Source organism: Kutzneria sp. 744 (assembly GCF_000568255.1).
GTDB lineage: Bacteria > Actinomycetota > Actinomycetes > Mycobacteriales > Pseudonocardiaceae > Kutzneria.
In genome coordinates this window covers 5,800,362-5,820,737 of the sequence record NZ_KK037166.1, presented here as the reverse complement: position 1 = coordinate 5,820,737, position 20,376 = coordinate 5,800,362, and the positions used below count along the sequence as shown (strand labels likewise).

22 protein-coding genes and 2 pseudogenes are annotated in these 20,376 nt (G+C 70.0%); 14 read left to right on the top strand and 10 right to left on the bottom strand.

What is annotated here, in order from left to right; all coding sequences use genetic code 11:
- Nucleotides 1-291, top strand: a 291-nt coding sequence (locus KUTG_RS63915) for an NAD(P)H-binding protein (protein WP_043720452.1), incomplete at its 5' end; no start/stop codon positions are given.
- Nucleotides 292-541: 250 nt separating this feature from the next.
- Here the strand turns inward: KUTG_RS63915 and KUTG_RS26270 are convergent.
- Nucleotides 542-1,886: pseudogene (locus KUTG_RS26270) on the bottom strand (D-arabinono-1,4-lactone oxidase).
- 88 nt (nucleotides 1,887-1,974) lie between these two features.
- Between KUTG_RS26270 and KUTG_RS26265 the strand changes: the two are divergent.
- Complete coding sequence (locus tag KUTG_RS26265) at nucleotides 1,975-3,180, top strand: amino acid deaminase/aldolase (RefSeq protein WP_043720451.1); 1,206 nt, start codon at nucleotides 1,975-1,977, stop codon at nucleotides 3,178-3,180.
- A 15-nt stretch (nucleotides 3,181-3,195) separates the two neighbouring features.
- Here KUTG_RS26265 and KUTG_RS26260 read toward each other — a convergent pair whose 3' ends face one another.
- Nucleotides 3,196-3,831, bottom strand: a complete 636-nt coding sequence (locus KUTG_RS26260; RefSeq protein ID WP_043720448.1) for a TetR/AcrR family transcriptional regulator — start codon at nucleotides 3,829-3,831, stop codon at nucleotides 3,196-3,198.
- A gap of 141 nt (nucleotides 3,832-3,972) precedes the next feature.
- Between KUTG_RS26260 and KUTG_RS26255 the strand changes: the two genes are divergently transcribed.
- On the top strand, nucleotides 3,973-5,286 hold the full coding sequence (locus KUTG_RS26255) for a GH1 family beta-glucosidase (protein ID WP_043720447.1): 1,314 nt from the start codon (nucleotides 3,973-3,975) through the stop codon (nucleotides 5,284-5,286).
- On the top strand, nucleotides 5,286-6,566 hold the full coding sequence (locus KUTG_RS26250) for an MFS transporter (protein ID WP_043720446.1): 1,281 nt from the start codon (nucleotides 5,286-5,288) through the stop codon (nucleotides 6,564-6,566). Before KUTG_RS26255 ends, KUTG_RS26250 begins: the two co-directional genes overlap by 1 nt.
- Before the next feature lie 481 nt (nucleotides 6,567-7,047).
- On the opposite strand, the gene KUTG_RS26245 is transcribed toward KUTG_RS26250, so the two are convergent.
- Together KUTG_RS26245 and KUTG_RS26240 are read right to left on the bottom strand one after the other, a co-directional pair.
- Complete coding sequence (locus tag KUTG_RS26245; protein WP_084579808.1) at nucleotides 7,048-7,458, bottom strand: hypothetical protein; 411 nt, start codon at nucleotides 7,456-7,458, stop codon at nucleotides 7,048-7,050.
- Between the two features lie 13 nt (nucleotides 7,459-7,471).
- The gene (locus tag KUTG_RS26240) at nucleotides 7,472-7,729 is read right to left on the bottom strand and encodes a hypothetical protein (protein WP_043720443.1); all 258 of its coding nucleotides are present in this window, start codon (nucleotides 7,727-7,729) and stop codon (nucleotides 7,472-7,474) included.
- Nucleotides 7,730-8,004: 275 nt separating this feature from the next.
- On the opposite strand from KUTG_RS26240, the gene KUTG_RS26235 reads away from it, so the two are divergent.
- The 3 genes from KUTG_RS26235 (at nucleotide 8,005) to KUTG_RS26225 (ending at nucleotide 10,626) form a co-directional block, all read left to right on the top strand.
- Nucleotides 8,005-9,321, top strand: a complete 1,317-nt coding sequence (locus tag KUTG_RS26235) for a helix-turn-helix transcriptional regulator (protein ID WP_084581315.1) — start codon at nucleotides 8,005-8,007, stop codon at nucleotides 9,319-9,321.
- 4 nt (nucleotides 9,322-9,325) lie between these two features.
- Nucleotides 9,326-10,231 (top strand): phosphotransferase enzyme family protein, encoded by a 906-nt coding sequence (locus KUTG_RS26230; protein WP_232240946.1) that lies wholly within the window; start codon nucleotides 9,326-9,328, stop codon nucleotides 10,229-10,231.
- A gap of 83 nt (nucleotides 10,232-10,314) precedes the next feature.
- Nucleotides 10,315-10,626: a hypothetical protein gene (locus tag KUTG_RS26225; RefSeq protein WP_232240945.1), complete on the top strand. Its 312-nt coding sequence runs from the start codon at nucleotides 10,315-10,317 to the stop codon at nucleotides 10,624-10,626.
- Here the strand turns inward: KUTG_RS26225 and KUTG_RS26220 are convergent.
- The gene (locus KUTG_RS26220) at nucleotides 10,610-11,455 is read right to left on the bottom strand and encodes a macrolide 2'-phosphotransferase (RefSeq protein ID WP_052395430.1); all 846 of its coding nucleotides are present in this window, start codon (nucleotides 11,453-11,455) and stop codon (nucleotides 10,610-10,612) included. The two genes, KUTG_RS26225 and KUTG_RS26220, sit on opposite strands and share 17 nt — an antisense overlap.
- 80 nt (nucleotides 11,456-11,535) lie before the next feature.
- On the opposite strand from KUTG_RS26220, the gene KUTG_RS26215 reads away from it, so the two are divergent.
- Together KUTG_RS26215 and KUTG_RS26210 are read left to right on the top strand one after the other, a co-directional pair.
- Entirely contained in the window at nucleotides 11,536-12,318 is a 783-nt protein-coding gene (locus KUTG_RS26215; protein WP_052395429.1) for an alpha/beta fold hydrolase, read from the top strand.
- Nucleotides 12,319-12,406: 88 nt separating this feature from the next.
- Complete coding sequence (locus tag KUTG_RS26210; RefSeq protein ID WP_043720435.1) at nucleotides 12,407-12,727, top strand: tetratricopeptide repeat protein; 321 nt, start codon at nucleotides 12,407-12,409, stop codon at nucleotides 12,725-12,727.
- Here the strand turns inward: KUTG_RS26210 and KUTG_RS26205 are convergent.
- The 4 genes from KUTG_RS26205 to KUTG_RS26190 are packed head-to-tail and all read right to left on the bottom strand — an operon-like array spanning nucleotide 12,705 to nucleotide 15,613.
- Nucleotides 12,705-13,739: a copper resistance D family protein gene (locus KUTG_RS26205; RefSeq protein ID WP_052395428.1), complete on the bottom strand. Its 1,035-nt coding sequence runs from the start codon at nucleotides 13,737-13,739 to the stop codon at nucleotides 12,705-12,707. The two genes, KUTG_RS26210 and KUTG_RS26205, sit on opposite strands and share 23 nt — an antisense overlap.
- Nucleotides 13,736-14,275 (bottom strand): copper resistance CopC family protein, encoded by a 540-nt coding sequence (locus KUTG_RS26200; RefSeq protein WP_043720432.1) that lies wholly within the window; start codon nucleotides 14,273-14,275, stop codon nucleotides 13,736-13,738. The genes KUTG_RS26205 and KUTG_RS26200 overlap by 4 nt, the downstream gene beginning before the upstream one ends.
- Nucleotides 14,272-15,048 carry a YcnI family copper-binding membrane protein gene (locus tag KUTG_RS26195; protein ID WP_043720430.1) on the bottom strand — a complete coding sequence of 259 codons (777 nt, stop codon included), beginning with the start codon at nucleotides 15,046-15,048 and terminating at the stop codon, nucleotides 14,272-14,274. The genes KUTG_RS26200 and KUTG_RS26195 overlap by 4 nt, the downstream gene beginning before the upstream one ends.
- A gap of 46 nt (nucleotides 15,049-15,094) precedes the next feature.
- Nucleotides 15,095-15,613 (bottom strand): hypothetical protein, encoded by a 519-nt coding sequence (locus KUTG_RS26190; RefSeq protein WP_052395427.1) that lies wholly within the window; start codon nucleotides 15,611-15,613, stop codon nucleotides 15,095-15,097.
- Nucleotides 15,614-15,691: 78 nt separating this feature from the next.
- On the opposite strand from KUTG_RS26190, the gene KUTG_RS26185 reads away from it, so the two are divergent.
- The 4 genes and pseudogenes from KUTG_RS26185 to KUTG_RS26170 all read left to right on the top strand — a co-directional run bounded on the left by KUTG_RS26185 (nucleotide 15,692) and on the right by KUTG_RS26170 (nucleotide 19,157).
- Nucleotides 15,692-16,339 (top strand): ABC transporter permease, encoded by a 648-nt coding sequence (locus KUTG_RS26185; protein ID WP_043720427.1) that lies wholly within the window; start codon nucleotides 15,692-15,694, stop codon nucleotides 16,337-16,339.
- The gene (locus tag KUTG_RS26180; RefSeq protein ID WP_043720425.1) at nucleotides 16,332-17,465 is read left to right on the top strand and encodes an ABC transporter ATP-binding protein; all 1,134 of its coding nucleotides are present in this window, start codon (nucleotides 16,332-16,334) and stop codon (nucleotides 17,463-17,465) included. The genes KUTG_RS26185 and KUTG_RS26180 overlap by 8 nt, the downstream gene beginning before the upstream one ends.
- Nucleotides 17,466-17,628: 163 nt before the next feature.
- Nucleotides 17,629-18,201 (top strand): annotated as a pseudogene (locus KUTG_RS26175) (ABC transporter permease); the annotation flags it as partial.
- Nucleotides 18,202-18,227: 26 nt separating this feature from the next.
- Nucleotides 18,228-19,157, top strand: a complete 930-nt coding sequence (locus KUTG_RS26170) for a glycine betaine ABC transporter substrate-binding protein (protein WP_043720424.1) — start codon at nucleotides 18,228-18,230, stop codon at nucleotides 19,155-19,157.
- Nucleotides 19,158-19,185: 28 nt separating this feature from the next.
- On the opposite strand, the gene KUTG_RS26165 is transcribed toward KUTG_RS26170, so the two are convergent.
- Entirely contained in the window at nucleotides 19,186-19,836 is a 651-nt protein-coding gene (locus KUTG_RS26165; RefSeq protein WP_052395426.1) for a TetR/AcrR family transcriptional regulator, read from the bottom strand.
- 122 nt (nucleotides 19,837-19,958) lie between these two features.
- Here KUTG_RS26165 and KUTG_RS61655 point away from each other — a divergent pair.
- The coding region (locus tag KUTG_RS61655; protein ID WP_052395425.1) for a DUF6069 family protein at nucleotides 19,959-20,376 on the top strand (418 nt) is incomplete at its 3' end.

Sequence of the window (20,376 nt, the reverse complement as noted above, 5' to 3'; positions counted from 1 at the left end):
GGGTCCGACGAGTCGTGGGCCGCCTACATGGCTGCCAAGACCGCCGCCGAGGACGCCGTCCGCGGCTACGCCCTCGACTGGACCGTGCTGCGTCCCGGCGGTCTCACCAACGACGCGCCCACCGGTCGCATTCGGATCGAGATCCCCGGCACCATGCGCGGCCCCGTGACTCGGGCCGACGTTGCCGCCGTGCTCGTCGCCCTGCTCGACACCCCCGGCACCGCCGGCCTCACCCTGGAACTGATCGCCGGCGACACCCCGATCGTGGATGCCGTCGCCGCCCTCGGCTAGCCCGTTACTCCAGCGGCCCCGCTTCAAGATCGTTCTGTGCGCCCATTCGGTACAGATGACAACCCCCGGCCCAACCCAGGGGGGGGCGACCCCGAGGCCAGTCTACCGGCGACCCTGGGTAGTTGATCTTCACTAGGGATTGCCTGTGGATAACTCAGCGGCCTGTGGACAAGCGTTTGCGTAGGCTGTGACCTGCGGGGATGGAAAACCCGAAAGGGCCTACGGGGCGGGTTGCCCCCATGACCGTGGGTCACACGGGACCGAGGACGGTGTCCAGGTAGGCGTTGCGGAAGACACCGTTCGGGTCGACGGTGGCGCGGAGGGCGCGGAAGTCATCGAACCGGGGGTAGCGGGTGGCGAGCACGGAGGCGTCGAGGGTGTGCATCTTGCCCCAGTGGGGGCGACCGCCGACGGCGCCGGCGATGCGTTCGAAGCAGTCGAAGTACTCGCGGTAAGGCATGCCGACGTACTGGTGGATGGCGATGTAGGCGCTGTCCCGGCCGTAGGCGGTGGACAAGGGGATGTCATCGGCGGCGGCTACGCGGACCTCGACGGGGACGATCACGGGGTGGCGAAGGCGCGGGATGGCGGCGCGGAACTCGCGGAGCACGTCATGCAGTGATTCACGTGGAACCGCGTATTCGGTCTCGACGAAGCGGACCCGGCGGGGCGTGGTGAACACGCGGAACGAGTGGTCGGAGTAAGAGCGCTCGGACCACAGCGAGGCGCACACGCGGTTGAGGGTGGGGACGACGGAGGGGACGGCGCGGCCGAGTTTGCAGACGAGGCCGAAGGCGCTGTTCTCCATCACCTCGTACTCGTAGAACTGCCGAGCGCGGGACAACGGGGCGATCGAGGCGTCTGCGGGCAGGCGAATGTTGTGCTTGACCTGCACACGGTCGCTGTGCGGGAACCAGTGGAACTCGACATGGTCCTCGGAGTCGCAGAGGGGGTCGAACCGCTCCAGGATCGCGTCCAGAGGCTGAGGGAACTCCCGAGCCTGGAGGGCGAAGGCGGGCACGCACTGGAGAGTCACGGTGCTGATCACGCCGAGGGCGCCGAGACCGACGCGGGCGGCGCTGAAGAGGTCGGGGCGCTCGTCGGGGGAGCAGGTGACGACGGAGCCGTCGGCCAGCACCAGCTCTAACGCCCGGACCTGGGTGGACAGGCCGCCGAGGCGGGCGCCGGTGCCGTGGGTGCCGGTGGAGATGGCGCCGGAAATGGTCTGCGCGTCGATGTCGCCGAGATTGGCCATGGCCATGCCGAGCCGGTGCAGCTCAGCGTTCAAGCGGTGCAAAGGCGTGCCGGAACGCACGGTGACCAGGTGATTTCTCCCGGTCGGCGTGCACGACGCCGGACCACTCGCCCAGATCGATGGCGACGCCGTCCGTGGCGGCGATGCTGGTGAACGAGTGCCCGCTGCCCCGAGGGCGGACGGTGAAGCCGTCCTTGGCCGCGACGGTGACGGCCTCGGCGATCTCGCTCACGTCGCGCGGCCGCGCCACGTGCACCGGCTGTGACCGGGCGGTCCCTGCCCAGTTACGCCACGGCGCCGGCCGTGCCGTGTCGGTGCCCAACCGGAGACGTCCGACCATCTCTGTCCTCCGCGACCCTGTGATGCGCTGCACACAAGCTAGGTGAAAAGTATTCACATTTCAATGCGTCCCGACGTACCGTTCAACTGTGTCACCGCAGCAGCAGCGCGTCCGGTTCGACTCCGCGACCGAGGGCTTCGATCCGCCGTTCGCCCTGGTCGACCTGGACGCCTTCGATCACAACGCCACCGAGCTGGTGCGACGGGCCGGCGGCACGCCGATCCGCGTCGCCAGCAAGTCCGTGCGCGTCCGCGCCCTGCTCGAACGGGTGCTGGCGACGCCAGGCTATGCCGGACTGATGACCTACTCGCTGGCCGAGGCGATGTGGTTGTTCGCCGAGGGCACGAGCGACGACCTGCTGGTCGGCTACCCGACGACGGACCGGGCGACGCTGCAGAAACTGGCCGTCGACGAGGCGGCCCGCGAGGCGATCACGATCATGGTCGACTCGGTGGACCACCTCGACCTGGTGGACGACGCGCTCGGCCCGGGCCACCCGGACATCCGGGTCTGCCTTGAGCTCGACGCGTCCTGGCGACCGCTCAACGGATCGCGCCGGCTGCACGTCGGCCCGCTGCGCTCGCCGGTGCACACCGAGGCCCAGGCCAGGGAGCTGACCAGGCGAATCGTCGACCGTCCCGGCTTCAAGCTGGTCGGGATCATGGCGTACGAAGGGCAGATCGCCGGCATCGGCGACGCCCCGCCCGGCAATCCGCTGCGCGGTGTGGCTGTGCGCTGGATGCAGGGGAAGTCGTCGGCCGAGCTGGCCGAACGACGAGCGGCCGTGGTGGCGGCGGTGCGGGCGCTGGCGCCGCTGGAGTTCGTGAACGGCGGCGGCACGGGCAGCCTCGAAGCCACGTCGTCGGAGCAGGCGGTCACCGAGGTCGCGGCCGGATCGGGCCTGCTCGGGCCGACGCTGTTCGATGGCTACCGGGCGTTCCAGCCGAGGCCGGCGGCGCTGTTCGCGCTGCCGGTGGTCCGCAGGCCGGGCCCGAACGTGGCGACGCTGTTCACCGGCGGCTACCCGGCGTCCGGGCCGATCGGCGAGGACCGGTTGCCCACGCCCTACCTGCCGGCGGGCCTGAAGCTGACCAAGCTGGAGGCGGCGGGCGAGGTGCAGACGCCGGTCACCGGCAAGGCGGCCGACCGGCTACGGGTCGGCGACCGGGTCTGGATGCGGCACGCCAAGGCCGGCGAGCTGGCGGAGCGCTTCCGCGAGTTCCACCTGGTCCGGGGCTATCAGGTCGAGCAGACGGCCCCCACCTACCGGGGTGAGGGCCAGGCCTTCGGCTGATCGACGAGGGCGGGCCTACTCCGGCTCGCCGAGCCGGGTCGACAGGTAGCCCTTGATCAGGGCCTTGGCCTCGTCGACCACGATCTGGTCGCCGCGCTCGTTGCGGCGGAAGGCGAACTTCAGCACGCCGTCCGCCGCCTCGATGGCCACCGCGACCGGCAGCTGGAGTTCGGACATCGAGCGGCCGAAGCGCTCGGCGATGAGCGAGGCCAGGCCCTCGGCGATGACCGTGTTGTTGTCCTTGCCGTCGTCGAGCAGCCGGGTGTCGACCACGTCGCCGAAGTGCAGCCGGCTGAACGCGGGCACCGTGCGGTGCATCTCCACGTACACGTCGAACATCGAGTCGACGGCGTCCCACCAGTGCTCCAGCTCGGCGGAGTCGAAGCGCTGGACCACGTTGGCCATGAAGCGCTCGAGGTTGCGCAGGGTCAGCGCCTGCACGACCGCGCGCTTGTCGGGGAAGAACTGGTAGAGCGAGCCGACCGCGACGCCGGCCCGCTCGGCGATCAGCGTGGTGGTCACGCCGTCGTAGCCCAACTCCTCGATCAGCGAGGCGCACGCCTCGAGCATGCGCTCGACCCGCTGGGCGCTGCGCTGCTGGACGGGCTTGCGACGCAGTGGGCCCACGTCGGTGGTCAGGTCGGCGGACACGTGGACTCCTTGGCTGGCGGCTGTGACAGGCATTCTCGCCTGCGACGGGTGCGGGGCACTTCCCTGTGACGGCGCACACGCCTACTATCCGAACAAATTTCACGTTTACTCGCCGGTAGTGCAAGTCTCAGAGGTGGTGCCATGAGCGAGCCGGTCCTCCCATCCTTCCCCGATGACTTCCTCTGGGGGGTCTCCACCTCGGCGTATCAGGTGGAGGGTGCTGTCTCTGAGGGTGGCAGGGGCAGGTCGATCTGGGACACGTTCTGCGAGACACCCGATCGGGTGTTCTCCGGGCAGAGCGGCGCGGTCGCGTGCGATCACTACCACCGCTACCCGGAGGACATCGGCCTGATGCGCGACCTCGGTGTCGGCGCGTACCGATTCTCGATCGCCTGGCCACGAGTGCAACCCGAAGGCACCGGCCCCGTCAACGCCGAGGGCCTCGACTTCTACGACCGCCTGGTCGACGCGCTGTGCGAGGCCGGCATCACGCCGGTCGCCACGGTCTACCACTGGGACACCCCGCAGCCGATCGAGGACGCGGGCGGCTGGCTCAGCCGCGACACCGCCAAGCACTTCGCCGAGTACGCCTCGATCGTCGGATCGCGGCTCGCCGACCGGGTGCCGATCTGGATCCCGATCAACGAGCCGATGGTCACCACGGTCTACGGCTACGGCATCGGCCAGTACGCGCCCGGCCAGTTCCTGCTGCTCGACGCCGTCCCGACCGCGCATCACCAGAACCTGGCCCACGGCCTGGCCGTGCAGGCGCTGCGCGCGGCCGGTGCCAAGCAGGTCGGCACGGCCAACAACCACGGCCCGATCTGGGCGGCCACCGACTCGCCCGGCGACCACGAGGCCGCGAGCCGGGCCGGCGACCTGATCAACTGGCTGTTCGCCGACCCGGTGCTGGCCAGCACGTACCCGGAGTCCATGCACCCGCTGCTGCCGCCGGGCTTCGCCGACGACCTGCCGACGATCAGCACCCCGATCGACTTCTACGGCGTCAACTACTACGAGCCGACCCAGGTGTCCGCCCCGTCCGAGGGCAATCCCTTGCCGTTCGACCTGGGCGAGGTCGAGGGTTACCCGATGACGACCAACGGGTCGCCGGTGGTGCCGGACGGGCTGCGCCAGTTCCTGGGCCAGCTGCGCGAACGGCACGGGGACCGGCTGCCGCCGCTGCAGATCACCGAGAACGGGTGCAGCTACGACGGCGTCGACGACCAGGCCCGGATCGACTTCCTGGCCGAGCACCTGCGCTCGCTGCGGCTGGCCATGCATGAGGGCGCCGATGTGCGCGGCTACTTCGTGTGGTCGCTGCTGGACAACTTCGAGTGGTCCAAGGGCTACCAGCCGCGGTTCGGCCTGGTCCACATCGACTACGAGACGCTGCGGCGCACGCCGAAGGCGTCTTTCACCTGGTACCGAGACCTGATCAGAGGTGAGCACTGATGGCCCAGGCGGCCGAGGTCGACGGGGTAGGACCGTTCGACGATGAACCGAGCGCGCTCACCGAACCCGCCGTTCGGGTGCGTGGCGGTTGGACCACGCTGCTGTTCCTGGCCAACCTCGGACTGTGGCTGGCCATCTACGCGCCGATCCAGGTGCTGCTGCCCGAGCAGGCCCAACTGCTGGCCAGCGCCGACAAGGAGTCGGTGTTCAGCCTGGTCACGGGCATCGGCGCGCTGATGGCGCTGATCGCCAACCCGGTGATCGGCGCGCTGTCCGACCGGACCACCTCGCGGTGGGGCCGTCGACACCCGTGGACGCTGGCCGGCTCCGTGCTCGGCGCCCTCGGCCTGGTCGTGCTGGCGGTCGCGCCCAACGTCGTGATCATGGTGATCGGCTGGTCGCTGGTGCAGGCCGGGTTGAACGGCATGCTGGCCAGCCTGACCTCGGCGCTGCCCGACCGGGTGCCGGTGGAGCAGCGGGCCGAGGTCGGCGGCTTCATCGGCATCAGCCAGATGCTGGGCACGGTGGCCGGCGCCGCACTGGTGTCGGTGGTGATCACCAGCCTGGCCGGTGGGTACGCGGCGTGCGCGGTGCTGGTCGTGCTGGGTGCGCTGGCCTTCGTGCGGTTCACGCCGGACGCGGTGCTGCCGCGCCGGTTCCGGCCGGGCGGCGGCCTGCGGCAGATGCTCGGCGCGCTGTGGATCTCCCCGGCCAAGCACCCGGACTTCGGCTGGGGCTGGGGCACCCACTTCATGGTCAACCTGGGCAACGCGCTCGGCACGCTCTACCTGCTGTACTTCCTGGCCGACGCGGTGCACTACCAGGGCGATCCGGTCGACGGCCTGCTGATCCTCATGGTGCTCTACGGCATCGCGCTGACCATCGGGGCCCTGGTCGCCGGGCGGATGTCCGACAAGTCCGGCCGCCGCAAGCCGTACGTGGTGGCCTCGTCGGTGGTGATGGCCGTCGCGGCGATCATCCTGGCGATCTGGCCGACCTGGCCGGCGGCGCTGATCGCGTCCCCGCTGCTCGGCATCGGCTTCGGCGTCTACTGGGCGGTCGCGCTGGCCGTGCTCACCCAGGTGCTGCCGGCCGCCTCGAACCGCGCCAAGGACGTCGGCGTCATCAACATCGCCAACGCGTTGCCCCAGGTCATCGCCCCGGTCGTGGCCGGCTTGGCCCTCCAGGCCGCCGGCGGCTACGCCGCCCTGTTCATCCTGTCGGCCATCGCCACAGTCGCAGGAGGAGTGATGGTCACCCGAATCAAGGCCGTGCGCTGAGATCAAGCCTGTGAACTAGGAGACCGCCCGGCCCCCAACCCCAGAGAGCGCTCGGCCCCGCCCCTGCGAGGCAGGGGCTTGAGGGGGGCCGAGCCCGCGACGCCGAAGGCGGCGCCAAACAAACACAGACCGGTTGGGTGACCGGGTTGACAGACAGAAAGTCGGTAACCCCGGTGTGCCGAGCGATCCCGAAGCGCTGTGGGTGACCTATAGCGAGCTCATGCACTGAAAGTCGAAAGTCCCCGAACATGGTAGCAGCGATTGACGCGACTTCAATCGCTCACTTAGCCGGGGTGGCTGATGGCTCCCCCGCAACCGTTGTGTTCGTATTGCTAACATGTACTTGCCTTAGTAAAAGTGCACCCTAGATCTAGGCGCAATACTTCAGAGAAGCAGTACAGGCTTAAGCAGAATGAACCATGTAGTAGGGGGGAGCTTTATGCTGAGACTATTTTTCCTTAGTAAGCGACGTTCAGGTTGTCTACCTCCCTTCATGGTTACCGAGCGTTCGGTGATTCGCTGTGGTGCCCGAGACCGCAACCGTGCTGCGGTGTCGAGAACCGCGCGGCGCCGGGGCCGGCTGCTGCGTGGTGAGCATGTGTCGAGCGGGTCGCGGCGCGAGTCCACCGGCGACCAGGTGTTCGTAGGCGGCGCGCCAGACGGCGCACGGCGACTTCTGCTGCCGCCAGCGGCTGGAGCACTCCGGGCAGTTGCCCTTCTCGTCGGGCTCGTGCGCGGCCAGCAGGGCCCGCCAGCCGTCGGTCAGCCGGGGCAGCTCGGAGCGAGCGACGGAGAGCAGGGACGGCGCGTCAGCCCGGTCGGCCAGCTCGGACAGCATGTCCAAGCGTTCCCACACGGCGTTGCGGAGCACCTGGCCGAGTATCTCGTCCACCTGAACGTCACCGTCACCTTTCCGCCTGGTCGGCGGCCTCGCGCAGGACCGTCCGCAGCTGGCCGAGTTGGCCGGCGGACAGGACCGCGGTCTCCCCAGGAGGGCCCATCAGGACCACCCTGCCCTTGTCCACGACCACGGTGAGGTGCCGTTCCCGGTTGACCACGTCGCGGCAGTGGATCTGCCATGCGCGTCGCCCGTCGGGGCAGCTCGCGGGCTGGTCGGCGAGCACGTCCGGGGTGAAACCCTGGACTCGTCCGATCAGTTCCACTTGCTGTGTCCCTCCGTGTGCGACCGCTTACGGAAAACTAGATTGCGACGACATCAAACGTTGTGGGGCGTCACAGCGCTGATCGGTGGGAGTTGCACGATGAGCGGTCATGAGGATTCGGTGCGACCGATCAGGTTCGCCGATCAGCACTTCTCCGGCGGGCAGAGCAGCCCTTACGCTTCGGATGACGCCCAACGGACCGTGAGGGGGCGCAATTGAACACCACCGGTTCCCAGAGCTCGCCCGTTACGCCGGACAACTGGGAGCGCCAGGAGATGCGCGACGCGCTGGCCGGCCGAGATGTCAGCTCGGTCTACCGGCAGCTTCGACGCGTCGGCGTGTCCCAGCGGCAGATCGCGGCGCTGACCGGCCAGTCGCAGTCCGAGGTCTCGGAGATCCTCAAGGGTCGCCAGGTCATGGCCTACGACGTGCTGGCCCGCATCGCGGACGGGCTCGGGGTCCCCCGCGGCTACATGGGCCTCGCCTACGACGAGACGACGGCGCTCAAGGTCGCCGGCTCCGTCGACGAGGCCGAGCAGCGCGAGGACGAGGAGGTCAAGCGCCGCCGCTTCCTGCAGCACGCCGCCTCCGTCACGATGGGCGCCCAGGTGCTGGGCACGGACAGCGGGGCCTGGGTGCCGACCGCGGCCCAGACGCCGACGCCGAACCGGATCGGCACCACCGACGTGCGGCAGATCGAGGCCGCGACCAGGGCGCTGCGCTCGCTGGACTACCAGTACGGCGGCGGGTTCTGCCGCGACGCGGTGGTCGCCCAGCTGTCCTGGACCCGCCAGCTGCTCGAGGTCGAGGCAGCCGAGCCGGTTAAGCTCCGGCTGTTCAAGGCCGTCGCCGACATGCACAGCCTGGCCGGCTGGACCTCGTTCGACACGGGTCTGCTGGACTCGGCCCGCACGCACTTCGCCAAGGCCCTTGAGCTGGCCAAGATGGGCAACGACAACGGCCTCGTCGCCAACATCCTGTACCGGATGGGCCGCGTCTACCTGCACAACGACGCCGCCGGCGAGGCGCTGAAGATGTTCCAGCTGGGCCAGATCGCCGCCCAGGAGTCCGGCTCGGCCCTCACGGTCGCGGTGCTGTGCGCCAACGAGGCGTGGGCCTACGGCATGCTCGACCGCCCCGACCAGGTGCAGCGCATGATCAGCCGCACCCGGGACGAGTTCGAGCGGGCGCAGAGCGAGGAAGCCCCGAGCTGGGTCAAGTTCTTCGACGTCAACGACCTGCACGGGATGATCGGCTCGGCCCTGTCGGCGCTGAGCAAGTTCGAGGACAACCGCGTCAAGTACGCGCCGCTCGCGGTGAACGAGCTGATCAAGTGCACCGAGGGCTACGAGAGCAACATGCAACGAACCCACGTCTTCGGCCTGTCCATGTTGGCGGAGAACCATATGCGCGTCGGAGACGTAGACCAGGGCGTGAAGATCGGCAACCACGCCATGCGGCTGGGCGAGTCGATCAAGAGCAAGCGGATCTCGGACCGGTTGATGCCGCTCCAGCTGGAGTCCGGCCGGCGCAAGAACAACTCGGCGGCGCTCGACCTCGCCGAGCGGATCAAGGTGTATCGGACGGTATGACCAAGTGACTGCTTCGTTGTCGGACGGACGCTCCACCACGGATCGGCTCAGGGCCGTCCTTGGTGAGGCGTGCGCGGAGGTCGGGCTGGACGCGACCGGTGCGGAACTCATCCGGTTCGTGAACAACGCTGTCTTCCGGCTGGCCCGGCACCCGGTCGTGGTGCGGATCGTGCTCACCCCGGGGCTGCGGCACCGGGCCGACAACGTGGTGAACGCCGCCCAGCTGCTGTCCGACTACGGCGTGCCGGCCGTCGAGCTGCTGCCCGACGTCGACCAGCCGCTGCACATCGGCGAGCACTCGCTGACGTTCTGGCAGGAGGTGCCCGACACCGGCGACGAGCCGACCGCCGTCGAGCTGGCCGACCTGCTGCGCCAGATGCACGAGATCCCGGTCGAGGACGCCAACCTGCCGGAGTGGAACCCGATCGACGACCTGCGCCGCCGCATCCACGACGCCGAGGGCTGGGATCCCGACGACGTCGAGTTCCTGCTGCGCCGGTGCGACGACGTGGAGACCCGGCTGGCCGAGGTGCGCTACGAGCTGCCGCCGGGTGTCGTGCACGGCGACGCGCACCTGGGCAACCTGATCACCACGCCCGGCGGCACGGTGCTGTGCGACTTCGACACCACCTGCGTCGGGCCGCGCGAGTGGGACCTGGTGCCGATCGCCGTCGGCCAGCTGCGTTTCCACCACACCGTGAACAAGCACGAGATCCTGGCCGAGGCTTACGGCTTCGATGTCACCCAGTGGGATGGTTTCCCGGTGTTGCGCGAGGTGCGTGAGCTGAAGCTCACCGCCGCTGTGCTGCCGATTGCCCGCAGCAACCCGAACATCCGGTCCGAGCTGCGGCGGCGACTTCGCTCGGTTCGTGTCGGCGACACCTTCACCAGGTGGGTCCCTTACCGGTAGCGTCACATCCCGGTAACGCGGTGCCGGACCGGTACGACGTCACAGGCATCGTGTCGGTGATGCTGGTGAGGTGAGCTGCAGCGGTGAAGGGCCTGGCGGGGACGCGAATGTTCGCGTGGACGGGGTGGCGTACCCGGCGCGCCCTGCGCACGGCGCAGCTGCTCGACGAGGTCGTCGACAGCCAGCTGCCGCTGCTGACCGCGCTACCTGAGGACCGCCGACGGCGCTCCGCCGACTATCTGGCCGAACTGGTGATGCTGTCCCAGGCCTATCGGCACTACGCGTCCGGCTGGATCGACCGCCGCGAACTCGACCGCCGTGGGCACGGCGTGCTCGACCGGCTCGGCGAGTTGCGCACCCAGCCGTCGGCCGCCCAGGTCACCGACCGCGACTGAGCAGCTCGCGGGCCTTTTCGATCATGTCGGCCCGGCCCGTCTCCAGTCCGTACAGGCCGGCGAACACCGGTTCGAGTGACGCGCGGTGCGCGATGTGCTCCCGCATGCCCGGCCAGACGTGTCCGCCGTGCCGTTCGTAGTCGATCAGCAGCCGTTCGAAGACTGCGGGCGCGAGGTGGGCGTACGGGTCGACGAAGTCCAGTGACGGGTCGCTGATCGTGGCGTCCGCCCAGTCGATCATGCCCACCAGTCGGCCGCCGTTCACCAGCAGGTGCTGCGGGTGCAGGTCGCCCCGGGCCAGCACCATGGCCTGCGGCCAACGGTCGGTGTCGGCCAGCCAGTCCTGCCAGCGGCGCCACCGCTCGTCCGCGATGGCGAAGGCCTCCTGGGCCTCGGCCAGCCGGGCGGCGATCCACCGACGCTGCTGCTCCGGGTCGAAAACCGGCACGCCCAGCGCTTGCGGCTCGTCGGTCGGCAGGGCATGCAGCAGGGCGACGCACCGGCCCAGCAGGTCGTCGGTCGGCGTCCACTGCCGGTCCGCCTGCACGCCGGGCAGCCGCTCGTAGGCGATCAGCGTGTCGGTGCGGATCCGCCAGTCCGGCACCGCGATCGGCAGCAGCGGCCGGACGTGGTCGAGCAACGGTCCCTCGGCCGGCAGGTAGTGGCCGTCGGTGTGGCGGGGCGCCCGGAGGATCCACTTCGCGCCGTTCGCCGCCGTCGCGTGCAGCACGAGGTAGTCCCAGCCCGACTCGTCGACATCGTGCTGTTTCAGCAGGTCGAGGCCGTGTTCGGCGGCTTCGCGGAGCATCGAGTCGGGCGTCGGCGGCACGGATCCACGCTAACGGGGTCTGGCAATCGAGTTACCGAAAGGTATTCTTACCGTCAGTAGGTTATGGGGAGGTGGGTCTTGTGAGCCTGTCTTACGACCGTGTCGGATCGGGCGATCCGCTGGTCCTGCTGCACGGTGTCACCCACCGCCGGCAGGCCTGGGCGCCGGTGGTGGACCTGCTCACTCCGCACCGCGAGCTGATCCTGGTCGACCTGCCCGGGCACGGCGAGTCCGGCCCGCTCGACCACGACGGCCGCACCGCCCTCGCCCAGACGCTGGACGAGCTGATCAGGCTGTTCGGCCGGCTCGGCATCGAGCGCCCGCACGTCGCCGGCAACTCGCTGGGCGGCCGGCTCGCGCTGGAGCTGGGCGCGTTGAACGCCGTCCGCTCCGTGACCACCCTGTCGCCCGCCGGCTTCTGGCGGGCCAACTGGGACTTCGCCTACACCCGGGCGGTGTTCGGCACCATGCGCGGCGTGAGCCGGGCCCTCGAACCGGCCCTGCCCCGGCTCGTCCACCACACCGCCGGCCGTGGCCTCATGTACGCCGCCATCGTCGCCAAGCCCAGCCAGCTCGATCCGAGCCAGGCTCTCGGCGACTTCGAGGCGTTCAAGATCGCCTGGCCCTCGTACAAGCTCATCGTGCGCGAGGGCACGCCGTTCGCCGAGCAGATCCCCGACGACATCCCGATCACCGTCGCCTGGGGCAGCAAGGACGCCATGCTGCCGCCCTACCAGGCCAAACGGGCCAAGCGGGCGCTGCCCAACGCCCGGCACCTGACCCTGGCCGGCTGCGGGCACGTGCCGATGAGCGACGATCCGGCCCAGGTCGCCGCCGTGCTGCTGCAGGGCAGCGCGGTCTGAGGAATTCGACGCATTCGACCGCGCAGCCCCGGTTATCCGGGATGCCGGTCTGGTCAGGCCACCTATGATCCGTCGCGGGGAGGCCGGTATGGACACGCAGACGGTCACGGCGTTGGTGGAGACAGTGGAGAAGAGCCGCGCCCGCGCGGCCGAGGACCCGTCCCGCCTGTCGGAGCTGGCCGACGCCCTGACCCGGCTCGGCGTCGCCTACAACAACCAGGGCGAATTCCCGGACGCGGTGGCGACGATCGAGGAAGCCGCCGACACGTGGCGGCGAGTGGGCTCCGCGAAGGATCTCGCCGCCTCGCTGGCCACCCTGAGCGGCTACTACGCCGCCATCGGCCTCGACGACGAAGCCGCCGCGGCGGCCGAGGAGTCGGCCGAGCTCACACAACCGGGGCGCGAGTGAGGACGACCGCCAGGCCGTAGGCCAGGCCCATCACGGCGACCTCGAACGTGAACCAGCCGGCCAGGGCGGGGATCCGCTGGTGCTGCTCGACCTGGGGCATGAGCCGGAAGCGGATGTTGGCCCCGAGCAGGCCGAGCGCCGCGAAGCAGAGCATCTTGCCGATGACGATCCAGCCGTAGTGCGTGACGAAAAGGCCGGTCCACAGGGTGACGCCGGGCGTCTCGACGAGGGTGATGACCGCGTTGACGAGGCCGGTGACACCGACGGCGATGAGGCAGACGGTGGCCAGCTTGGAGAACTTGGGCAGGGCGCGGGCCAGCAGGGAGCGGTTGGCGAGCAGCAGGACGCCAACGGCGAGCAGGCCGCCGGTCCAGCCGGCGGCGGCCATGACGTGCAGCTCCATCGACACCATGGTCAGGCCGTGGCCGCCCCAGGCGAGGCCGAAGTTGGAGGCGTGGCCGGTGACCGGGATGGGCAGCAGGCCGAAGACCGAGAGCACGATCCGGAGCTCGGCCGGCACCTTCTCGCCGTGGCGCAGGGCCAGGACGGCGAAGAACAGGTAGACCAGCGCGATGGCGGCGCTGATCACGAGGGCCTGGCCGGCGCCGATGTTCGTGACGTACTCGACGATGGTGGCGAAGGTGGGGAAGGTTCCGGGGCGAAGGTCGGCGGCGGCGAAGACCAGGGACAGCAGGGCGGTGACGGCCCAGGCGGCGGAGCTGACGACCGCGGCCCGGCGGGCGACGTCGAGCACGGGTTCGGTCTGCTTGGGACGGTCGAAGCCGAGCAGCATGGGCAGCAGGCTCAGCCCGACCGTCACCAGTGACGAAACGTCGAGCAGGACCCGGACCACGGGCAGCCCGAACCGGACCATCGCGCCGGGCTCGACCACACCGGGGGCGGCGGCCTCACCGGTGAGTGCGGTCCCGATGAGGGCGCCGGCGACGGCCGCGAGCAGCAGGCCGACGCCGAGCCCGTAGTTGTGCCGCGCGATGGTCCGGGGAGTGGTCACTTCGAGCTGTCCTCCGGCACTCGACCCATCCGCAGGGCGACGAAGACCCCGACGCCCAGCAGCGCGACGCCGCCGACGATCCACGGCCACACCGGCACGGAACCGCTGTCGGAGCCGCCGGACGACTGGGGACCGGCCGCCGCGGTGGGCGTGGCCGGCGTGCCGTTGCCGGCCTTGGTCAGGGTGAACTTCACCGAGCCGGACACCGGATGCCCGTCGGCCGACAGGATCCGGTAGCCGACGGTGTACACGCCGGCCGCGCCCAGCGGCCGCACCGGCGCGCTGATCACGTTGCTGTCCACCTTGGCCGAACCGGCTTCCCAGCGGGTGCTGTTCGGCCCGTTCACGGTGATCACGTCGAAGTCACCCTGCTGGATCGGCAGGTCGAACGTCAGGCTCACGGTCGACGGCCCGGCCTCCAGCGACACGCCGTCCTTGGGGTCGCTGCCGACCAGGACGTTGTGCGCGAACGCCGGCCCGGCCAGCCCGAGCATGCCGCCCGCCGCCAGCAGCAGGCACGCCAGCAGCCGCTTCACTCCGACTTGCCTCCGTCTTCGGTGGGGGTGGTGGCCGACGCCGGGCGCCGGCTGCGGAGCACGGCCACCGCGCCGAAGCCCACGCCGAGGGCACCGACCAGCAGGCCGGCGCCGCCGAGCCAGCGGGCGGTGTTGTCCGAGCCGACGGTGCTCGACGCGGCGGTGTCGGTGACGCCGCCGGTCGCGCCCATCGAGGTCATGTCCATCGCACCGGGGTCGTTGGCCTTGGTCTGGAGCTTGATCGACGGCGCGGGGTGCTCGGGCTTGGGCTGGCCGGCAGCCGCGGGCTGGTCGGTCCAGTTCACCACGATGCCGTTGTCGTAGGTCTGCACGGCCGGGAACAGCAGCTCGTCGGTGTCGTCGGGCATCGGACCGGCCGACACGTCGAACTCCTGGAACTCGCCGGGGTTGACCCGGGTGCCGGGGTCGGCGGTCCAGGTGATCGTCTTGACCGCGTTCTTGACGTCGGAGTTGTTCTCCTTGACCGGCTTGGCCAGCGGCTCGATGTCGACCTGGCCCTTCCAGCCGGGCACCGGCTTCACCGAGGCGCCGGCGATCGGGTACGCGTCGGGGAAGCTGACCTGCACCTTCACCGTGCCGGCATTGTCCTCCTCGTTGGGCACGCGGAAGGTGATCTTCGCGTAGCTGCCCTGGACGGCGGTGGTGACGTTGGCGGTGACGTGCGCGGACGCGCCGGGCGCGGCCACGAGGGCGATCACGCCGGCGGCGGCGAGTGCGCCGCCAGCTCGCAGCGCGAAGCGGGTGACAGACATGGGTGTGCTCTCTCCTGAATGAGTAATGGCTTGGGGTGAAAGGGATTCAGGAGAGAACCGGGGGACCGCGGCGGCCGAGGGACCGGCGTAACAGCACGTCGAGCACGTGGCCAGGGGTCGAAACCGCGACCAGGGCGACCACGCGGTCGGGGTGAGGGAAGCTCGGCACGACCGGCAGCAGCCGACGGACCGCGCCGGCCACGGCGACGATTGTGGCGTCGGCCTTGGCCAGCAGCACGGCGGTCAGCAGCAGCGCGACGGCGTGGGCGCCGGTCATCACGCCGGAGCCGAAGACGCCCTCGCCGTGCATCACGGACAGCAGCACGTGCTGGGCCAGTTCGGCGGAGCCGAGCGCGCCGACGATGGTCCAGCTGCTGCGCCAGCGGTCGGCAAGCGCGGTGCCGGCCAGCGCGATGAGCAGGCTCAACGGCAGCACGGGCAGCGTCTCGGGCCAACCGCCGCCGGCCACGCCGTGCGCGGTGACGGCCAGGGTCGTGGAGCTGACGGCCAGCATGACGCCGCGCATCAAGCGCACGGGGCCGGTGAGCTGCTGCCGTCTGGACACGTGGATGAGCGTAAGGGCTCCTCGTAATCGTTCCGAATGGTGGTTTGTAACTACTCCGTTTCGGGTAACCGTCATGTCATGGCTCTGTGGACGTACGTCACGGCGCGCTGGCAGTCCCTGCTGATGGATTCCTACCTGCACGCCAGCGCTGTGGTTCAGGCCACACTGCTGGCGGCGGTCCTCGGCGTCGGGCTGGGCGTGGCCGTCTACCGAAGTCCCGTCGGCTCGGCGGTGGCGACCGCGCTGACCAGCGCGATCCTGACCATCCCCTCGTTCGCGCTGCTCGGCCTGCTGATTCCGGTGCTGGGGCTGGGCGTGCCGCCGACGATGGTCGCGCTCGTGCTGTACGCCCTGCTGCCGATCGTGCGGAACACGGTCGTCGGCCTGAACGGCATCGACCCGGCCGTGGTGGACGCGGCCCGGGGCATCGGCATGAACCGGCTGCGCGTGCTGACCGGCGTCGAGCTGCGGCTGGCCTGGCCGGCGATCCTGGCCGGCATGCGGGTCAGCACCCAGCTGCTGATGGGCGTCGCGGCCATCGCCGCGTACGTGAAGGGCCCGGGGCTCGGCAACCTGATCTTCAGCGGGCTGTCCCGGGTCGGCAGCGTCAACGCGGTCGACCTCGCGCTGGTCGGCACCGTCGGCGTGATCGTGATCGCACTGCTGCTGGACGGCGTGTACGTGCTCGTCGGCCGGCTGACCACATCGAGGGGCATCCGTGACTGACCAGGCCGTCGACATCCAGCTCGAGAACGTCACCAAGCGCTACACCGGGACGAGGCAGGCGGCGGTCGAGGACTTCAGCATGAGCATCGCGGCCGGCGAGATCGTGGTGTTCGTGGGGCCGTCGGGCTGCGGCAAGACCACCACCATGAAGATGATCAACCGGCTGATCGAGCCGTCGTCCGGCCGGATCACCATCGGCGGCGCGGACGCGCTCTCGCTGGACCCGGACGAGCTGCGCCGCGGCATCGGCTACGCGATCCAGCAGGCCGGCCTGTTCCCGCACCTGACCGTCGGGCAGAACATCGGCATGGTGCCGGGCCTGCTGGGCTGGCCCAAGCCGAAGACGGCGACCCGCGTCGAGGAGATGCTGGAGCTGGTCGGGCTGGACGCCGGCGAGTACCGCGACCGGTTCCCGCGCCAGCTGTCCGGCGGCCAGCAGCAGCGGGTCGGCGTGGCCCGGGCGCTGGCCGCCGATCCACCGGTGCTGCTGATGGACGAGCCGTTCGGCGCGGTCGACCCGATCACCCGCGGCAATCTCCAGGACGAACTGCTGTCGCTGCAGTCCGAGCTGCACAAGACGATCGTCTTCGTCACGCACGACTTCGACGAGGCGGTGAAGCTCGGCGACCGGATCGCCGTGCTCGGGCCGCAGTCGAGCATCCTTCAGTTCGACACGCCGGAGGCGATTCTCGCCGCCCCGGCCAACGACACGGTGGCCGGCTTCGTCGGCGCCGGCGCGTCGCTCAAGCAGCTGACCCTGTTGCGGGTGCGGGACATCGAGATGGACGAGGCCGAGACGGCGACGATCGACGAGCGGCCGGAGGACGTGCGGGCGCGGCTCACGGCGAAGAACCGGAAGTACGCGCTGGTGCTGGACAACCGCCGCCGTCCCAAGCGCTGGGTGCACATCCGCGACCTCAGCGACCGCCCGCTGGGCACGGTCGGGCGGCCGGTGAACGACCTGGTCACCAAGCAGTCCACGTTGCAGGACGCGCTGGAGGCGATCCTCACCGAGGGCGGCTTCGTGCCGGTGGTCGGCACCCGCGGCGAGTACCTCGGCGCGGTCGGCATCGACACCGTGATGGACACCATCCGCAAGCTGCGGGAGGAACACGACCATGGCTGACCGCTCCGACCGGATCCGGATGTTCGCGCAGCCCAGTCGCCGGTGCCTGGCCGCTGGTCGCGGCCCTGCTGAGTGTAGGATCCGGCACCCGGCAGCTGGACCAACATCGAACAGCGCCACATCAACTTCTCCACGCTGCTCGACCTGACCTGGGAGACGGGGGCTGGCCGTTGCCGTGACGGCGATCGTGGTGCTGATCGGGGTGCCGCTCGGCGTCATCCTGACCCGGCGCTGGGCCCGGTTCGCGGCGCCGTTCGTGTTGGCGCTGGCCAACGTCGGCCAGGCCGCGCCGGCCATCGGCGTGCTGGTGCTGTTCTTCCTGGCCACGTCCAGCACCGGGTTCTGGGTGGCGGTGCTGCCGATCGCGCTGTACTCGCTGCTTCCAGTGCTGCGCAACACGATCGTCGGCATCCGGCAGGTCGACCCGACGCTGGTCGAGGCCGGCCGCGGCATCGGCATGTCGCCCTCGTCGGTGCTGCGCCGGATCGAGCTGCCGCTGGCCGTGCCGCTGATCCTGGCCGGCCTGCGCACCTCGCTGGTGCTGGCCGTCGGCACCGCGACGCTGGCGTTCTTCGTGGCCGGCGGCGGACTCGGCGTGCTGATCGACACCGGCGACAAGCTGGCCCGCTACTCGGTGCTGATCGTCGGCGCGGTGCTGGCCATGGCGCTGGCGCTGCTCGTCGACTGGCTCGGCGGGCTGGCGGAGGAGTTTCTCGGACCCCGGGGGCTGCGATGAGGACGGCTGCGATGAGGACGGCTGCGATGAGGAAACTGGTGGCGCTGGCCCTGGTCGGGACGCTGCTGACGGGGTGCGGGCTGAGCTCCGGCTCGACCGTGCCGGTGTCGGTCGGACCGGGGTCGATCAAACCGGTGCTGTCCGGCGTGAAACTGGCCGTGGGGTCCAAGGACTTCACCGAGAACATCGTGCTGGGCTACATCGCCGAGCTGGCGCTGTCGGCGGCCGGTGCGCAGGTCAGCGACCTGACCAACATCCAGGGCTCGAACTCGGCCCGCAACGCCCTGCTGGCCGGGCAGGTCGACCTGACCTGGGAGTACACCGGCACGGCGTGGATCAGCTACCTCGGGCACAGCGACGTGATCGTGGATCCCCGGCAGCAGTTCGACAAGGTGCGTGACGCCGACAAGGCCAACGGCGTCAGCTGGATCGCGATGTCTCCGGTCAACGACAAGTACGCCATCGCGGCCAACGCCGAGGTGGTCAAGAAGTACGGCGTGCACACGTTGTCGCAGCTGGCCAAGGTCGATCCGTCGGCGGCGACCTTCTGCCTGGAGACCGAGTTCGCCAGCCGCAACGACGGATTTCCCGGTATGACGAAGAAGTACGGCATCCCGTCGGACAACGTGAAGATCCTCGGCACCGGGGCGGTCTACCAGGCCACCAAGGACGGCAAGGCCTGCAACTGGGGCGAGGTGTTCACCACCGACGCCCGGATCCTGTCGCTGGATCTCCAGGTCCTGGACGACGACCAGCATTTCTTCCCGCAGTACAACGCGGCCCTGACCGTCCGCTCCAGCGTGCTGGCCGAGCACCCGCAGATCGAGCAGGTGCTCGCGCCGGTGTCGGCCAAGCTGGACAACCCGACCATGCAGAAGCTGAACGCCGAGGTGGACGTGCAGGGCAGGGACCCGGCCGACGTGGCCCGCGACTGGCTGGTCAAGGAGGTTTCGTGACCAGCAGGGACGTGCCGGACAGCAACGCCTAGCGGGGGGGGCGCTCAAGCACCTGCTCGATTCTGGGCCCGGGGGTGGGGCGTGGGCGCCCGGCAGCGGCTCCCGCTGCTGGGCGTCGGCCCCGATAGCCGTCCAGCACGAGGGCGAGCGCGCGCCGCCACAGGTCGGGGTCGATGCGCCTGGAGTGCTCCAGCACCGCGCCGACCATCTCCTGGACCAGGGGAAAGTCGCCGACGCCGACGTCGGGGCGCAGCTGCCCGGAGGCGTGCGCCCGCCGGACCAGCTCCCGCACGGCCGGGCCGATCCGCCGCTGGGCGCGTTTGGCCAGGTCGGTGGTGCGGCCGTCGCCGGCCATGAGGTCCTTGAGCCCCTTGTCGCCGGCTTGCAGCTCCAGGTTGCCGGCGATGAACGCGCACAGCCCCGACCATGGGTCCTCGATCAGCAGCGAGGCCTCGACCAGGGCGATGATCCGGTCCACCCGCTGGTCGAACAGCTCGTCGATCAGCTCCTGGCGGTCGGGGAAACGCCGGTAGACGGTGCCGACGCCGACCTCGGCCGCGCGGGCGATGTCGTTGTGGGTCACGTCGAGGCCGACCTCCGCGACCAGCGCGTTCGCGGCGGCGAGGATGCGCTGCCGGTTGCGCTCGGCGTCGCGGCGCAGTGGTTTCGACCCGTCCATGGGACCCATCGTAGCTGTCAAATGGATAAGCATCGTCCATGTGGATAGCTCGTATCCGTTTCGACTGCTACGGTCGGTCGCAGAGAAACGGAGCAGAGCTATCCACTTCTAGGGAGACGATCATGAGCACCCAGATCCACCCGCAGATCGACACCTCGACCGCCCGCGTCACGCTCGGCATCGCCGCCGCGGCGGTGGTCTCGATCGCCCTGAACACCGGTGTCGCGCTGGCCGCGACCGCCCTGAGTCCGAACGGCACCAGCATGGGTCTCCAGCTGGTGGCCTACGCGCCACTGACGATCATCGGGGTGCTCGCCGGCACCCTCGGCTGGGCGCTCGTCCGCCGCCGCGCCGCGAATGCGCGAGCCACCCTGCGCAAGCTGGTGCCGGCGGTCGTCGTCCTGAGCTTCATCCCGGACGTGCTGCTGCTGGTCACCGGCGTGGCCGACGGGGTCAACTTCGCCGGCCTGGTGGTGATGCACGTGGTGGTCGCGGGCCGTCACCGTGACGGCAGTCAGCCGGGTGCTGCCGCTCGTCGGC